The sequence below is a fragment of the Reyranella sp. genome (assembly GCF_965279625.1).
Lineage (GTDB): Bacteria > Pseudomonadota > Alphaproteobacteria > Reyranellales > Reyranellaceae > Reyranella.
In genome coordinates this window covers 4,767,565-4,780,177 of the sequence record NZ_OZ257251.1, presented here as the reverse complement: position 1 = coordinate 4,780,177, position 12,613 = coordinate 4,767,565, and the positions used below count along the sequence as shown (strand labels likewise).

Annotated in this window: 14 protein-coding genes; 11 read left to right on the top strand and 3 right to left on the bottom strand. The window is 66.3% G+C overall.

Annotated elements, in window-relative coordinates:
* The first annotated feature begins 25 nt into the window (after positions 1-25).
* From ubiA to ACQY78_RS23205, 7 genes are all read left to right on the top strand, one after another.
* Positions 26-949 carry a 4-hydroxybenzoate octaprenyltransferase gene (ubiA, locus tag ACQY78_RS23235; RefSeq protein WP_428679324.1) on the top strand — a complete coding sequence of 308 codons (924 nt, stop codon included), beginning with the start codon at positions 26-28 and terminating at the stop codon, positions 947-949.
* Positions 949-1,620 carry a class I SAM-dependent methyltransferase gene (locus tag ACQY78_RS23230; RefSeq protein ID WP_428679321.1) on the top strand — a complete coding sequence of 224 codons (672 nt, stop codon included), beginning with the start codon at positions 949-951 and terminating at the stop codon, positions 1,618-1,620. The genes ubiA and ACQY78_RS23230 overlap by 1 nt, the downstream gene beginning before the upstream one ends.
* A gap of 71 nt (positions 1,621-1,691) precedes the next feature.
* Positions 1,692-2,444, top strand: coding sequence for a hypothetical protein (locus ACQY78_RS23225; RefSeq protein ID WP_428679319.1), 753 nt, complete (start codon positions 1,692-1,694; stop codon positions 2,442-2,444).
* Between the two features lie 182 nt (positions 2,445-2,626).
* A complete protein-coding gene (locus tag ACQY78_RS23220; protein ID WP_428679317.1) occupies positions 2,627-3,532 on the top strand; it encodes a DMT family transporter in 906 nt (301 codons plus the stop codon).
* Position 3,533: 1 nt separating this feature from the next.
* Positions 3,534-3,989: a CreA family protein gene (locus ACQY78_RS23215; RefSeq protein WP_428679314.1), complete on the top strand. Its 456-nt coding sequence runs from the start codon at positions 3,534-3,536 to the stop codon at positions 3,987-3,989.
* Between the two features lie 21 nt (positions 3,990-4,010).
* Positions 4,011-4,895 (top strand): HpcH/HpaI aldolase/citrate lyase family protein, encoded by an 885-nt coding sequence (locus ACQY78_RS23210; protein WP_428679311.1) that lies wholly within the window; start codon positions 4,011-4,013, stop codon positions 4,893-4,895.
* A gap of 16 nt (positions 4,896-4,911) precedes the next feature.
* Entirely contained in the window at positions 4,912-5,571 is a 660-nt protein-coding gene (locus tag ACQY78_RS23205; RefSeq protein WP_428679309.1) for a glutathione S-transferase family protein, read from the top strand.
* 103 nt (positions 5,572-5,674) lie between these two features.
* Here ACQY78_RS23205 and ACQY78_RS23200 read toward each other — a convergent pair whose 3' ends face one another.
* Positions 5,675-6,397 (bottom strand): hypothetical protein, encoded by a 723-nt coding sequence (locus tag ACQY78_RS23200; RefSeq protein WP_428679307.1) that lies wholly within the window; start codon positions 6,395-6,397, stop codon positions 5,675-5,677.
* 30 nt (positions 6,398-6,427) lie between these two features.
* On the opposite strand from ACQY78_RS23200, the gene ACQY78_RS23195 reads away from it, so the two are divergent.
* The 4 genes from ACQY78_RS23195 to ACQY78_RS23180 all read left to right on the top strand — a co-directional run bounded on the left by ACQY78_RS23195 (position 6,428) and on the right by ACQY78_RS23180 (position 10,661).
* Positions 6,428-7,945 (top strand): UbiD family decarboxylase, encoded by a 1,518-nt coding sequence (locus ACQY78_RS23195; protein ID WP_428679304.1) that lies wholly within the window; start codon positions 6,428-6,430, stop codon positions 7,943-7,945.
* 95 nt (positions 7,946-8,040) lie between these two features.
* Entirely contained in the window at positions 8,041-9,462 is a 1,422-nt protein-coding gene (locus ACQY78_RS23190; RefSeq protein WP_428679301.1) for an MATE family efflux transporter, read from the top strand.
* Between the two features lie 41 nt (positions 9,463-9,503).
* Positions 9,504-10,142 carry a TetR/AcrR family transcriptional regulator gene (locus tag ACQY78_RS23185; RefSeq protein ID WP_428679298.1) on the top strand — a complete coding sequence of 213 codons (639 nt, stop codon included), beginning with the start codon at positions 9,504-9,506 and terminating at the stop codon, positions 10,140-10,142.
* 96 nt (positions 10,143-10,238) lie between these two features.
* Positions 10,239-10,661 (top strand): DUF2852 domain-containing protein, encoded by a 423-nt coding sequence (locus ACQY78_RS23180; RefSeq protein ID WP_428679296.1) that lies wholly within the window; start codon positions 10,239-10,241, stop codon positions 10,659-10,661.
* Between the two features lie 57 nt (positions 10,662-10,718).
* On the opposite strand, the gene ACQY78_RS23175 is transcribed toward ACQY78_RS23180, so the two are convergent.
* Together ACQY78_RS23175 and ACQY78_RS23170 are read right to left on the bottom strand one after the other, a co-directional pair.
* Complete coding sequence (locus ACQY78_RS23175; RefSeq protein ID WP_428679293.1) at positions 10,719-11,423, bottom strand: hypothetical protein; 705 nt, start codon at positions 11,421-11,423, stop codon at positions 10,719-10,721.
* Positions 11,424-11,591: 168 nt separating this feature from the next.
* Positions 11,592-12,584: a Bug family tripartite tricarboxylate transporter substrate binding protein gene (locus ACQY78_RS23170; RefSeq protein ID WP_428679290.1), complete on the bottom strand. Its 993-nt coding sequence runs from the start codon at positions 12,582-12,584 to the stop codon at positions 11,592-11,594.
* Between the last annotated feature and the right edge of the window lie 29 nt (positions 12,585-12,613).

Sequence of the window (12,613 nt, the reverse complement as noted above, 5' to 3'; positions counted from 1 at the left end):
GCATGATGACGCCCATGATGACGCCATGACCGCCGGGCGGACAACCGGCTTCACCGATATCGACCAGACTCACTGGACGCTGCGCTACCTGCCGCCCTGGGCGCGTCCCTACGGGCGGCTGGCGCGCTGGGACCGGCCGATCGGCATCTGGCTGCTGCTGTTTCCCTGCTGGTGGTCGCTGGCGCTGGCCGCCGCACCCGACTGGGGCCGGCTCGCGGGCCTGATGGCGCTGTTTGCGCTGGGCGCCATCGCCATGCGCGGCGCGGGCTGCACCTGGAACGACATCGTCGACCGCAAGGTCGATGCCGGCGTTGAGCGCACGCGCGGCCGGCCGCTGCCGTCGGGCGAGCTGAAGCTGCATCACGCGCTGATCTGGATGGCGCTGCAGGGCGCGGTCGGCGCCGCCGTGCTGTTCAAGCTCAACAAGTTCGCGGGCGGCGTGGCGCTGCTCTCGCTGCTGCTGGTCGCGATCTATCCGACGATGAAGAGGATCACCTCCTGGCCGCAAGTGGTGCTGGGCTTCGCCTTCAACTGGGGCGCGCTGGTGGGCTACGCCGCCGTCACCCAGACGCTGTCCTGGGCCACCGTCGCGCTCTATTTCGGCGGCGTCGCGTGGACGATGGTCTACGACACGATCTACGCCATGCAGGACCAGCGCGACGATGCGGTGGTCGGCGTGCGTTCGACGGCCCGCCGCTTCGCCGCCGCGCCGCGGCGCTGGCTGAGTTTTTTTGCGGTGCTGGCGATCGGATTCTGGATCGCGACCGGCCTGCTGGCGCCGCTGGGCGTCGGCTATTTCGTCCTGCTGGCCGGCATCGCCGCGCACCTGGTGTGGCAGATCGCACTGCTGAAACCCCACGACCAGGCCGACTGCCTGATGCGCTTCAAGTCCAACCGCCTGGTCGGCTGGCTGATGCTGGCGGCCGTCATCGTCGACAGGATTCACTGATGTCGAGACTCCCCGACGATCCCGAAGGATTCATCCGCGCCAACACCGCCCTCGAAGCGCCGGCGATGGTGCCGGAGTTCAGACTCTGGCTGGCCAGCGAGTATGTGCCGATCTGGCAGGCCACCGAGTCGTGGCTGGAGGAGAAGAACGTCGATCCGCCCTACTGGGCCTTCTGCTGGCCGGGCGGCCAGGCGATCGCGCGCCACCTGCTCGACAATCCCGACCTGGTCAGGGGCAAGCGGGTGATCGACTTCGCCGCCGGCTCGGGCGTCTCCTCGCTGGCGGCGGCGCACTGCGGTGCGGCCTCGGTGGTGGCCAACGACATCGACCGGCTGTCCCTGGTCGCCGCAGGGCTGAACGCCACGGCCAACGGTCTTTCCATCGAGACGAGCAGCGAGGACTGGCTGGCCGGGGTGCCGGGAGAGCCCGAGGCCGACGTCGTGATCGCGGGCGACGTCTGTTACGAGCGCGAGATGTCGGAGCAGGCGCTGGCCTGGCTGCGCAGCCATGCCGCCAGGGGCCGGCTGGTCCTGCTGGGCGACCCCGGCCGCAACTATTTCAGCGCCCAGGGCCTCGAGGAGCGCGGTCGCTATGAAATACCGACCTCGCTGCAGCTCGAGAACCGGGGCATGCGCGAGACCGTCGTCTGGCGGGTCCTGCCCGTTTCGTGAAGCTATTCGGCGGCAGGCTGTTATAATTCCGTAACTGTTCTTTCACAGACGGATCGGGCTACAGCAAATACATGCCCCCTAGCACCAAGAAATCAAAGATAAGCGCGGCCGACTTCGCGAGCCTGTACGAGGGCTTCAACGCGCCGGTCTCGCGCTTCGATTGTGGCCGCAAGTGCGCGCCGCTGAACGAAGGCGAGCCGGTCTGCTGTTCGACGCAGAACGCAGTACCCGTCGTGCACAAGGCCGAGTGGGAGCTGCTCAAGACCCGCACCGACCTGTGGTCCAAGTTCAAGCCCTACGATTATTCCACCCGGATGATCGTCGAGGAGCTGACCTCCGACTGCATGGCGATCCACTGCAAGGGCGCGCGGCACTGCGAGCGCGACAACCGCACGATCGCCTGTCGCGGCTTCCCCTTCTTTCCCTACCTGACGCGGCAGAAGCAGTTCGTCGGCATCGGCACCTACTGGGTGTTCCAGGACCGCTGCTGGATGATGTCCAATCTCGAGGTCGTCGACCGCACGTTCGTCGAGGAGTTCATCACCGCCTACGAGGCGCTGTTCATCAAGGATCCGAGCGAGTTCGAGACCTATGTCGATTACTCGGCGACGGCGCGGCGCGTCTACTCCCGCTGGAAGCGCGAGATTCCGCTGCTCGGCCGCAAGGGCGAACTGCTGATCGTGACGCCGTCGACCGGCGAGATCCGCCCGGGCAAGCCGCGCGACTTCCCGAAGATGGAGCCCTTCAACTCGGAGAAGAATTACAAGCAGGCCATCAAGGATGCCGGCGGCGAATACCCGAAGGACGGGTTGCGCCCGAGCTGAGGACGTCGAACGGTCTACTCCGTCGTCTCGACCAAAGCGCCGAAGGCGCGTAGCGGAGAGACATTCTCTCAACAATGAGCCGGCTTTTAGTGGAGAGAAGGTCTCTCCGCTCCGCCTCGCGGCGCGAGGCTCCGGTCGAGACGACGGGCTGTTTCCGAACCTCCCCGTGCTAGAACACCGCCGTGTCGTCCCTTACCCGCCGTCGCATCGCCTGGACGCTGTTGCTGCTCACGCCCGCGATGTTCGCCGTCAATATGCTGATGGCGCGCTACGCCACGTTCGTGCCGCCGAACGCGCTGGCGCTGGGGCGGTGGTTCTTCGTCGCCCTGCTGCTGCTGCCGTTCGCGTGGCCGCGTCTGGTGCGCCATCGCGCCGCGCTCTCGCGCGAATGGCGCGACCTGCTCCTGCTGGGGGCGATCGGCATGTGGATCTGCGGGGCCTGGGTCTATATCGGCGCGCGCTCGGTGCCGGCGCTGAACATCGGCCTGATCTACGCCGCCTCGCCGATCCTGGTCGTGGCGCTGGGCCGCCTGCTCTATCGCGAGCGGCTGACGGCAGGCCGCATCGCGGGCATCGTGCTCTGCCTGGCTGGCGTCGCCGCGGTGTTCGCCAAGGGCCGCCTCGAGAATCTGCTGGCGGTACAGTTCACCGAGGGCGACCTCTGGATCGCCGCCGCCTCCGCCTGCTGGGGACTCTACTCGGTGCTGCTCAAGGCGCGGCCGAGCGCGCTCGATCCACTCACCAGACTTTGCGCCATCTCCGTCGCGGGCTCTCTCGTGCTGTTGCCGTTCACGGTCGGCGAGGCACTGTTCTGGCAGGCGCCGGACCTCGCCGACTGGCGCACCTGGGCCTCGTTCCTGGTGCTCGCCGTCATTCCCGGCGTCGGCGCCTATGGCGCCTTCGCCTATTGCGTGCGCGAGCTCGGACCGTCGGTCACCAGCGTATCGATGTATCTCGGGCCGCTCTATGTCGGCATTCTCGCCTGGATCATCCTCGGCGAGGCGCCGCAATGGTATCATCTCATCGGAACGGTGCTGGTGCTGCCCGGCCTGTTCCTCGCCACACGTCCGGCCAGCAAAGGAGTCTGACATGAAACGCGCGATCCTCGCCGTCCTCGCCCTCATGGTCGCCGGTCCCGCAGCGGCCGAAGAAATCGGCTCGGTCGGCTATCGCTTCAAGTGGCTGGGCCCCAACGACAAGATCGTGGTCGAGGCGTTCGACGACCCCGACCTCGGGGGAATCACCTGCTATCTCGCGCGCGCCCGCACCGGCGGCTTCAAGGGCATGGTCGGCCTGGCGGAGGACCCGCCCTATGCGTCGATCTCCTGCCACCAGGTCGGCCCGATCGACGGCGACAAGGCCGAGAAGCTCAAGAGCCCGCACGAGGTGTTCAGCGAGCGCGCCTCGCTGATCTTCAAGACCACCCAGGTCGTGCGCTTCTACGACCCCAAGCGCCGCGCTCTCATCTATCTCACCTATACCGACCGCGTGATCGAGGGCAGCCCGCAGAACTCGATCAGCGTCGTGCCCGTCGGCCTGCGCTGACTTCTTCCGGAGAACAATGAAATGACCACCCGTCCCACGCCGAACTGGCGCTCGCTGATGTTCGTGCCGGTGCTGGCCGAACGCTTCATCGCCAAGGCCCACACGCGCGGCGCCGATGCGCTGATCCTCGACCTCGAGGATTCGATCATCCCGTCGAAGAAGGCGGAGGCCCGCGCCGCGATCGCCGCCGCCGTGCCGCGGGTGTCCCAGAACGGCGCCGACGTCGTGGTCCGCATCAACCGCCCGCTCGAACTGGCCGTGCCCGACATCGAAGCGGCCGTGATGCCCGGCGTCTCGGCGCTGATGCTGCCCAAGGTGATGGGGCCCGAGCATGTGCGCCTGCTGGCCGAACTGGTGACCGAGCGCGAGATGCAGCTCGGCATGGAGATCGGCCATACGCGCTTCCTGGTGCTGATCGAGACGGTGGCCGCCCTGCCGCATCTCTTCGCCATCGCCGCCGAGCCACGCATGGCCGGCATGTCGGTCGGCGGTGAGGATTTTGCCACCGACATGGGCGCGATCCCGTCGGCCGACAGCATGTACGTCTTCGCCATGCAGGGACTGGCCGCCTGCCGCGCCGCCGGCATCCTGCCAATGGGCTCGATGGGCCAGCTCGCCAAGATCGACGATCTCGACTCCTATCGCGCCGGCCTGAAGCGCGGCCGCGAACTGGGCTTCACCACGGCCTCGTGCATCCATCCCGCGCACCTGCCGATCATCAACGAGGAATACGGTGCCTCCGACGCCGAGGTCGACCGTGCGCGGCGCCTGCTCGCGGCCTTCGAGGTCGCCAAGGCCAATGGCGAGGGCGCGGTCGCCTTCGAGGGCAGCATGGTCGACCTGCCGATCGTCATTCGGGCGGAACGTTTGCTCGCGCGGGCCGCTTCCTGGAAGAAGACCGGCTGAACGGGAGCCCCTGGCAATGTCGCTTGCGATCTACGGCCACCTCTTTTCGTCCTACACCCAGAAGGTGTTGATGGCGCTCTACGAGAACGGCACGCCGTTCGAGTTCCGCGCGCTCGGGCAGGAAACGCCCGAGCATGTCGGGGAGTGGCTGAAGCGCTGGCCGTTGCGCAAGTTCCCGGTGCTGGTCGACGGCGAGCGCACCGTCGTCGAGACCAGCATCATCATCGAGTATCTGCAGCTCGCGCATCCCGGCCCGGTGCGCCTGATCCCGGCCGACCCGATGGTGGCGCTCGACGTGCGCTTCCTCGACCGCTTTTTCGATCTGCACGTGATGAACATGATGCAGCTCGCGGTCGACGGCGCCCTTACGGGCGATCCGACCAAGCGCAAGGACGGCCACGACGAAGCCATCGAGAAACTGGAGCGCGCCTACGCCTGGCTCGACGCCGAGCTGGCCGGCCGCCCCTGGGCCACCGGCAGCGACTTCACGCTGGCCGACTGCGCCGCCGCACCATCGCTGTTCTATGCCGACTGGGTGCACCGGATCCCCGAATCCTATCCGGTGCTGCGCGCCTATCGCACGCGCCTGCTCGCAAGACCGTCTTTCGCCCGCTGCGTCGACGACGCGCGGCCGTTCCGCCCGCTCTTCCCGCTGGGCGCGCCGGACAGGGATTAGCAAGACGGCAAAGGTCCCTCGCTGCGCTCGGGATGACACGGGGTTTATTGCCCCACCAATAGTCATCCCGAGCGCAGCGAAGGACCTGTCTTGAACCTTCGCCTCACCGATAGAGGAACGTCCCCAGCAGCACCCAGCGGCCGGCTTTCGGCGTGCCGACCAGCGGCGTCGTGTAGTGCCAGAAGGGCAGGCGATAGGCCGTTACGGTCGAGGGTCCGGCCACCGACACGATCTCGCTAAAATGGCCGGCGCGGCTGTAGACCAGCCACTGGTGCTCGACGCCGGGGGTGCACAGGCTGAGATGCAGGTCGATGTAACCGCCCTTCGCCGCCTCGTTCTCGGGATGATGGTCGTTGTGCGGGCCGGCATAGTCGCCCGGCCCGTAGCGCAGCACCTGCAGGCCCCAACCCGATTTTAGCGGGCGTCCCGCCAGCGCCTCGGCGAAGGCCCGGAAACTCTGGCTGCGCATCATGCGCGCAAGGCCGATCCGTTCGGCGGCCTTCACGCCGGGCTCGCGGCGGCTCTCGAAATAGATGGTGCGCGCCCGGCTGCTCTTGGGCAGCAGCTCGGCATAGTCCTGCTCCATCCCGAAGATCGTGTCGGGCGGGATCGGCCGCTCGATCGGCTCCAGCGTGTCCTCCAGCTCGGTCTCGAGCGCGCGCCGGAGCCGCGCCACCTTCGCGCGGTCGAGCAGGTCCTCCGCCGCCAGGAACCGCGTGCGCGGATTGGCCAGCGCCCCGCACAAAGGATGCGTGCCCGCCAGCACGCGCCGGCCGGCGCGGCTCAGCAGGTCCTCGAACTCCGCGGGAATGTCGTTTGATCTCATCGGTCCGCCCCTCTAAACGACGTGCCTAGCATGCCATACGCCTCGCTTCGCGACTTCATCGACCGGCTGGAGAAGAGCGGCCGGCTGGTGCGCGTCACCGCACCGGTCTCGCCGAACCTGGAGATGACCGAGATCCAGACCCGCGTGCTGGCCGAGAAGGGCCCGGCGGTGCTGTTCGAGAACGTCGTGCGGCCCGACGGCACGCGCTCCGACATCCCGGTGCTGGTCAACCTGTTCGGCACGGTCGAGAGGGTGGCCTGGGGCATGGACCGCGAGCCCGGCCAGTTGCGCGCGGTCGGCGAAACGCTGGCCTTCCTGCGCCAGCCCGAGCCGCCGGGCGGCTGGCGCGAGGCGCTCGAGATGCTGCCGATGGTGCGCACCGTCATGGCGATGAAGCCGAAGACGGTGAGTTCCGCGCCCTGCCAGGAGATCGTCCTCACCGGCGACGACATCGACCTCGGGAAACTGCCGATCCAGACCTGCTGGCCGGGCGAACCCGCGCCGCTCATCACCTGGCCGCTGGTGGTGACGCAGGGGCCGAACCCGAAGGGCGACAAACAGGACAGTTTCAACCTCGGCATCTACCGCATGCAGGTGACGGGCAAGAATACGACGCTGATGCGCTGGCTGAAGCATCGCGGCGGCGCTCAGCATCACCAGCGCTGGCATAAGTCAGGCAAGCGCGAGCCGCTGCCCGCCGCTGTGGTGATCGGCGCCGATCCCGGCACCATTCTCGCTGCCGTGACGCCGGTGCCCGACACGCTGTCGGAATACCAGTTCGCCGGGCTGCTGCGCGGCAAGAAGGTCGAGCTGGTCGCGTGCAAGACCGTACCGCTCAAGGTGCCGGCCGAGGCCGAGATCGTGCTCGAAGGCCATGTCAGCCTCGACGATTACGGCGACGAAGGCCCCTACGGCGACCATACCGGCTACTACAACAGCGTCGAGCAATTCCCGGTCTTCACGATCAGCGCCATCACCATGCGGCGCAAGCCGATCTACCTCTCGACCTTCACCGGCCGCCCGCCCGATGAACCTTCGGTGCTGGGCGAGGCGCTGAACGAGGTGTTCATCCCGCTCTTCCAGCAGCAGTTCCCCGAGATCGTCGACTTCTGGCTGCCGCCCGAAGGCTGCAGCTATCGCATCGCCGTGGTGTCGATGAAGAAGGCCTATGCCGGCCACGCCAAGCGCGTGATGATGGGCGTGTGGAGCTATCTGCGGCAGTTCATGTACACCAAGTGGGTGATCGTGGTGGACGCCGACATCGACGCGCGCAACTGGAAGGACGTGATGTGGGCGCTGTCGACCCGCATGGATCCGGCGCGCGACATCACGGTGATCGAGAACACGCCGATCGACTATCTCGACTTCGCGAGCCCGGTGTCCGGCCTCGGCTCCAAGATCGGCCTCGACGCCACCGACAAGTTCCCCGGCGAGAGCAATCGCGAATGGGGACGACAGATCAAGATGGACGACGCGGTGATCGAAAAGGTCGATGCGATGTGGAGCAGGCTCGGGTTGCCGGGCTCGGGCAAGAAGATCTGGAAATAACATCCGTCGCCTCGCACTCGTCGTGACAGGAGCCAAGCTGCCCCTCAGGCGTTGGGCCTCGCAGAAAAGTCTCATTGATCCGCTAAGGGACGTGCGTGCCCCCCGCAAAGAACGCTCTCCTCGAAGGTCCAATCCTCCGCTCGCTGCTGACCCTGGCCGTGCCGATCGTGGCGGCGAACGTGCTGCAGTCGGCCTATCAGATCATCGACGCCTTCTGGGTCGGACGACTGGGCGGCGCGGCGGTGGCGGCGGTATCGATCAGCTTTCCGGTGCTGTTCCTCACCTTCGCCATCGGCTCGGGCCTGTCGCTCGCCGGCTCGACCCTGATCGCCCAGTATGTCGGTGCGCGTAAGGACAAGATGGTCGCGCATGTCGCGGGCCAGACGCTGCTCATGGTGATCCTGGCGTCGCTGGTGCTGGGCACCATCGGCTATTTCTCCTCGCCGGCGCTGCTGCGGCTGATGGGCGTGGCGCCCGACGTCTATCCCGGCGCGCTGGGCTTCATGCGCGTGTCGTTCGTGGGCATCGTCTTCAATTTCACCTTCTTCGTCTTCCAGTCGATCATGCGCGGCATCGGCAAGCCCGCTTTGCCGGTCTACATCGTGCTGGGCACGGTATTCCTGAACTTCGTGCTCAATCCGCTGTTGATCTTCGGCTGGGGCCCCGTGCCAGGCTACGGCGTGATGGGGGCGGCCATCACCACGCTGGTCACCCAGGCGATCGCCGCCATCATCGGCATCGCCGTCCTGCGGCTCGGCCTGCACGGCATCCATGTGCGGCGGCGCGACTTCATTCCCGACTTCACCTACGTGAAGCGCGCGTTCTTGCTCGGCCTCCCCGCCTCCATCGAGCTCTCGGCGCGGGCGCTGGGCCTGATGGTGATGACGTTCCTGATCGCCAGTTTCGGCACCCTCACATTGGCGGTCTATGGCGTCGGCTCGAACATCCTGCAGGTCGTCATGGTGCCGGCGATGGGCCTGTCGATGGCGATCTCGACCCTGGTGGGGCAGAACATCGGCGCCGGCAACATCGAGCGCGCGGCGCAGATCGGGCGCCTGGGCGGGTTGCTGGGATTCGCGAGCCTGAGCGTCTTCGGGATCATCGTCTTCCTGTTCGCGCCCCAGCTCGTCGCCTTCTTCGTGCCGACCGATCCCGCCGTGATCGCCGCCGGCGCCGGCTTCCTGCGCATCATGTCGCTCGCCTGGGGCTTCCTCGGCCTGCAGTTCGCGCTGACCGGCGTGTTCCGCGCTTCGGGCAACATGGTCCTGACCATGGTGCTGACCCTGGTGTCGCAGTGGGTCGTGCAGTTCCCGCTCGCCTATGTGCTCTCCAAGCATACGGACCTGCACGAGCAGGGAATCTGGTGGGCGTTGCCGATCGCCAACATCGTCACCGCGCTGATCACCCTCTGCCTCTACGCCAAGGGCGACTGGAAGAAGAAGCGCCTGATCGAGCCGGAGGAAGAACTTGCCGGTAAGGTGACGGAAGACATCCTGGTCGGCGAAGTCGCACGCTAGTTCCTGTTGCGCCGACGGCGTTTAATGTAAAGTCGCTTAACATGAGCTGGAAGCGCAACAACGGCGAGGAACGGAAGTACCACCATGGCAGTCTCCGCGAGGCGCTGATCAAGGCGGCACGCGAGCTCATCAAGGAAAAGGGCCCCGCCGGCTTCACCTTCGCCGACGCCGCGCGCTCCGCCGGCGTCAGTCCGGCGGCCCCCTATCGTCATTTCCGCGACCGCGACGCGCTGATGGCCGACGTGGCGCGCGAGGGCTTCGAGCGCTTCGCCGCGATGCTGGCCGCTGGCTGGGCCAGCGGCAAACCCGATCCCGTCACGGCCTTCCACAATATCGGCAAGGCCTATCTCACCTTCGCGCGCGCCGAGCCCGCCTATTACGCGGCGATGTTCGAATCGGGCATCTCGCCCGACGCGAACACCGATCTGCGCGCTGCTTCGGAGCGTGCCTTCGCCGTGCTGCGGGGCGCCGCCGACCAGCTCGTGATGCTTCTGCCGGCGGCCGGGCGCCCGCCCGCCCTGATGATGAGCCTGCACATCTGGTCGATGTCTCACGGCATCGCCTCCCTGTTCGGCCGCGGCGACGCCGGCCGCCGGCCGCTGCCCATGACGGCCGAGGAACTGCTGGAATCCGAGGTCCTGATCTATTTGCAGGGGCTGGGTTTTCCCGCTTCGCGCTGAAAGTTTTTCGCCGACCTATTGACTCCCGAGGGCGCGATGCCCAATGTAAATGTCGTTAACATTCACATCGTTAACATCAGCAAAGGGGGCTCCCACATGGGCCTGATCGAAAAAATAGACGACCTCGGCAAGCCGGCGTGGATTGCGCTGACGGTGCTGAGCTTCATCCTGTTCTGGCCCGTCGGCTTGGCCCTTCTCATCTATCTCAAAGGGAGTGGACGCATGTTTTGCTCGAAGCGCTACGGTCAGTGGAACATGCCCGATGGCCGTGCGTGCCGTGAGGAATTCCGCGGCTGGAAGCGCCGTCAGGGTTGGGGCCGCTCGGGCAGCAGCGGCAACGTCGCCTTCGACGAGTATCGCCAGGAGACGCTGAACCGCCTCGACGAGGAGCAGCGCGAGTTCCGCGACTTCCTCGACAAGCTGCGCGCCGCGAAGGACCGTGCCGAGTTCGACCAGTTCATGGCCGACCGTCGCAACCGCCCGGCAACAGAGACGCCGCCGGCTCCCAGCGCGTCCTGAGACTTGACGACAAGGCCTGCCACGAGGCGCCCGCGGTTCACCCCGCGGGCGTTTTCGTCAGTGGTCGAGCTTCATCGGCAGGCGCTCGGCGTGGGCCCGCTGCGCGAGGTCGGTTAGGAGGGAGAAGGCGTAGCGCGCGCAGCCTTCCACGGTCCGCCTCTCGGGCGGCATCTGGCCCCAGGCTGCAATTTCGTCGGCGGAAGCCTTCCAGGTTGCGGCATTCAAGTCGGCCAACTGACGCCGCAGCGTCGTCACCGATCCCATCACCACGCGCCGCCCGTCGACATCGTCACCCTCGAAGGTGATCTCGAAGGCGACCGGCAGCCACATTTCGACGTTCCGCACGAGGTGCGAATAGCGCGAGCGGAAGCCATCGGCGGTCGACCGGGCGAGGGCGATGTCGTCGTCCCATTCTTCAGGAAGAGTCTCGGGGGCGCGCAGAGTCGGATTTTCGGCATAGGCGGCCCATATGACCAAGGAACCGAACCCATCCCAGCCTGGACGATGCGTGAACCATCGTGCCGCTTCGGTCTCGTCCCAGTCGAGAAGAGCGTCGACCCGCTCGCCGAGCGCCTTCGCGAGCTTCGTTCGCCAGGCGATCACCTTCGGACGTATCTGGTCCTGACTCTGGGTGGCGTCGATCAGCTTGCCGGATCCAGCCGGACGCGGTGCCCCAAGCTTGCGGGCCGTGGTCTCGGCGAGATTTTCCCAGGCACCGGCGTAGTAACGCGTAAGCGACCCTACATAAACGTCTAGGGCCATGGACGCCCCGATCTCCCTTCGGTTCGATTTTGTGAATGGGAGCTGCTTGTATCCCATTACACGTACAATCATAACGAGCAGAAGGGCAATCGCCAATCGACCGCATTCACCGCATTTTTCGGCACGGTGCATGCGCCATCAGACCAATAACTTCGGCAACTCTGGCTGCTACTGCGGCTCGAGGTTCAGGCCCTTCACCAGCTCAATCCAGATCGGCCCCTCCTCGGCCACGATCTTCTCGAAGAAGACGTGATCGCGCGCGGCATTGTCGATGCCGAAGGTGGCGAGGATCTTCTGGATGCGCTCGCTCTTTCCGCCTTCGACCATCAGGTCCGAGAGCCTCAGCACGATCTCCTTCGGCATGCTGGCGGGACCGACCAGCCCGATCCAACCCTGCACCTGGAAGGCCTTGTCGGTGACTCCTTGTTCGTAAAAGGTCGGCACGTCCGGCAGCTTGGCCATCCGCACCCTGGTCGGCACGGCGATCGGCCGGCCGTTGCCCGACTGCAGCACGCCCGAGGCGGCGGCGACACTGCCGCTGCCGCCCTGCACCGCGCCCGAGGCAACGTCCTGCCACATCGGCGCCTCGCCGCGATAATGCACCGCCTCCATCCCGAGCTTGTAGTGACGGTTCAGCGCCTCGACGGCGACGTGGCTGTAGGAACCCGCGCCGTAAGTGCCGAGACTGGTCTTGTTGGCGCGCGCATGGTCGGCGAGTTCGGCCAGGTTCTTCACCGGCAGCTTGCTGTTCACGATCAGCGGCAGGTGGCCCGCATCCATCCACGAGATCAGGACGAAATCCTTGTCGGGGTCGTAGGGCAGTTTCTTGAACAGCACCTTGTTCATGATCATCGTGGTCGAGATCGTCCACATCAGCGTGTAGCCGTCGGGCGCGGCAGACTTCACCTGCTCGGCCGCGATCGCGCCGCTGGCGCCGGTCTTGTTCTCCACGGACACCGGCTGGCCGGTCTTCTGGCTGATGTATTCGCCATAGGCGCGGGCGAAGGTGTCGGTGAGACCGCCCGCGGGATAGCCGCAGACGATGCGGATGGGTTTATTGGGCCAGGCCCCCTGGGAAATCGCCGGGGCCGGCAGAGCGGCGGCAACCGCCGCAGCCGAGCCATAACGCAGCACATCACGTCGCGACGCACGCACGATCATCGATTGCCTCCCTGCGGCGCGATATTTTT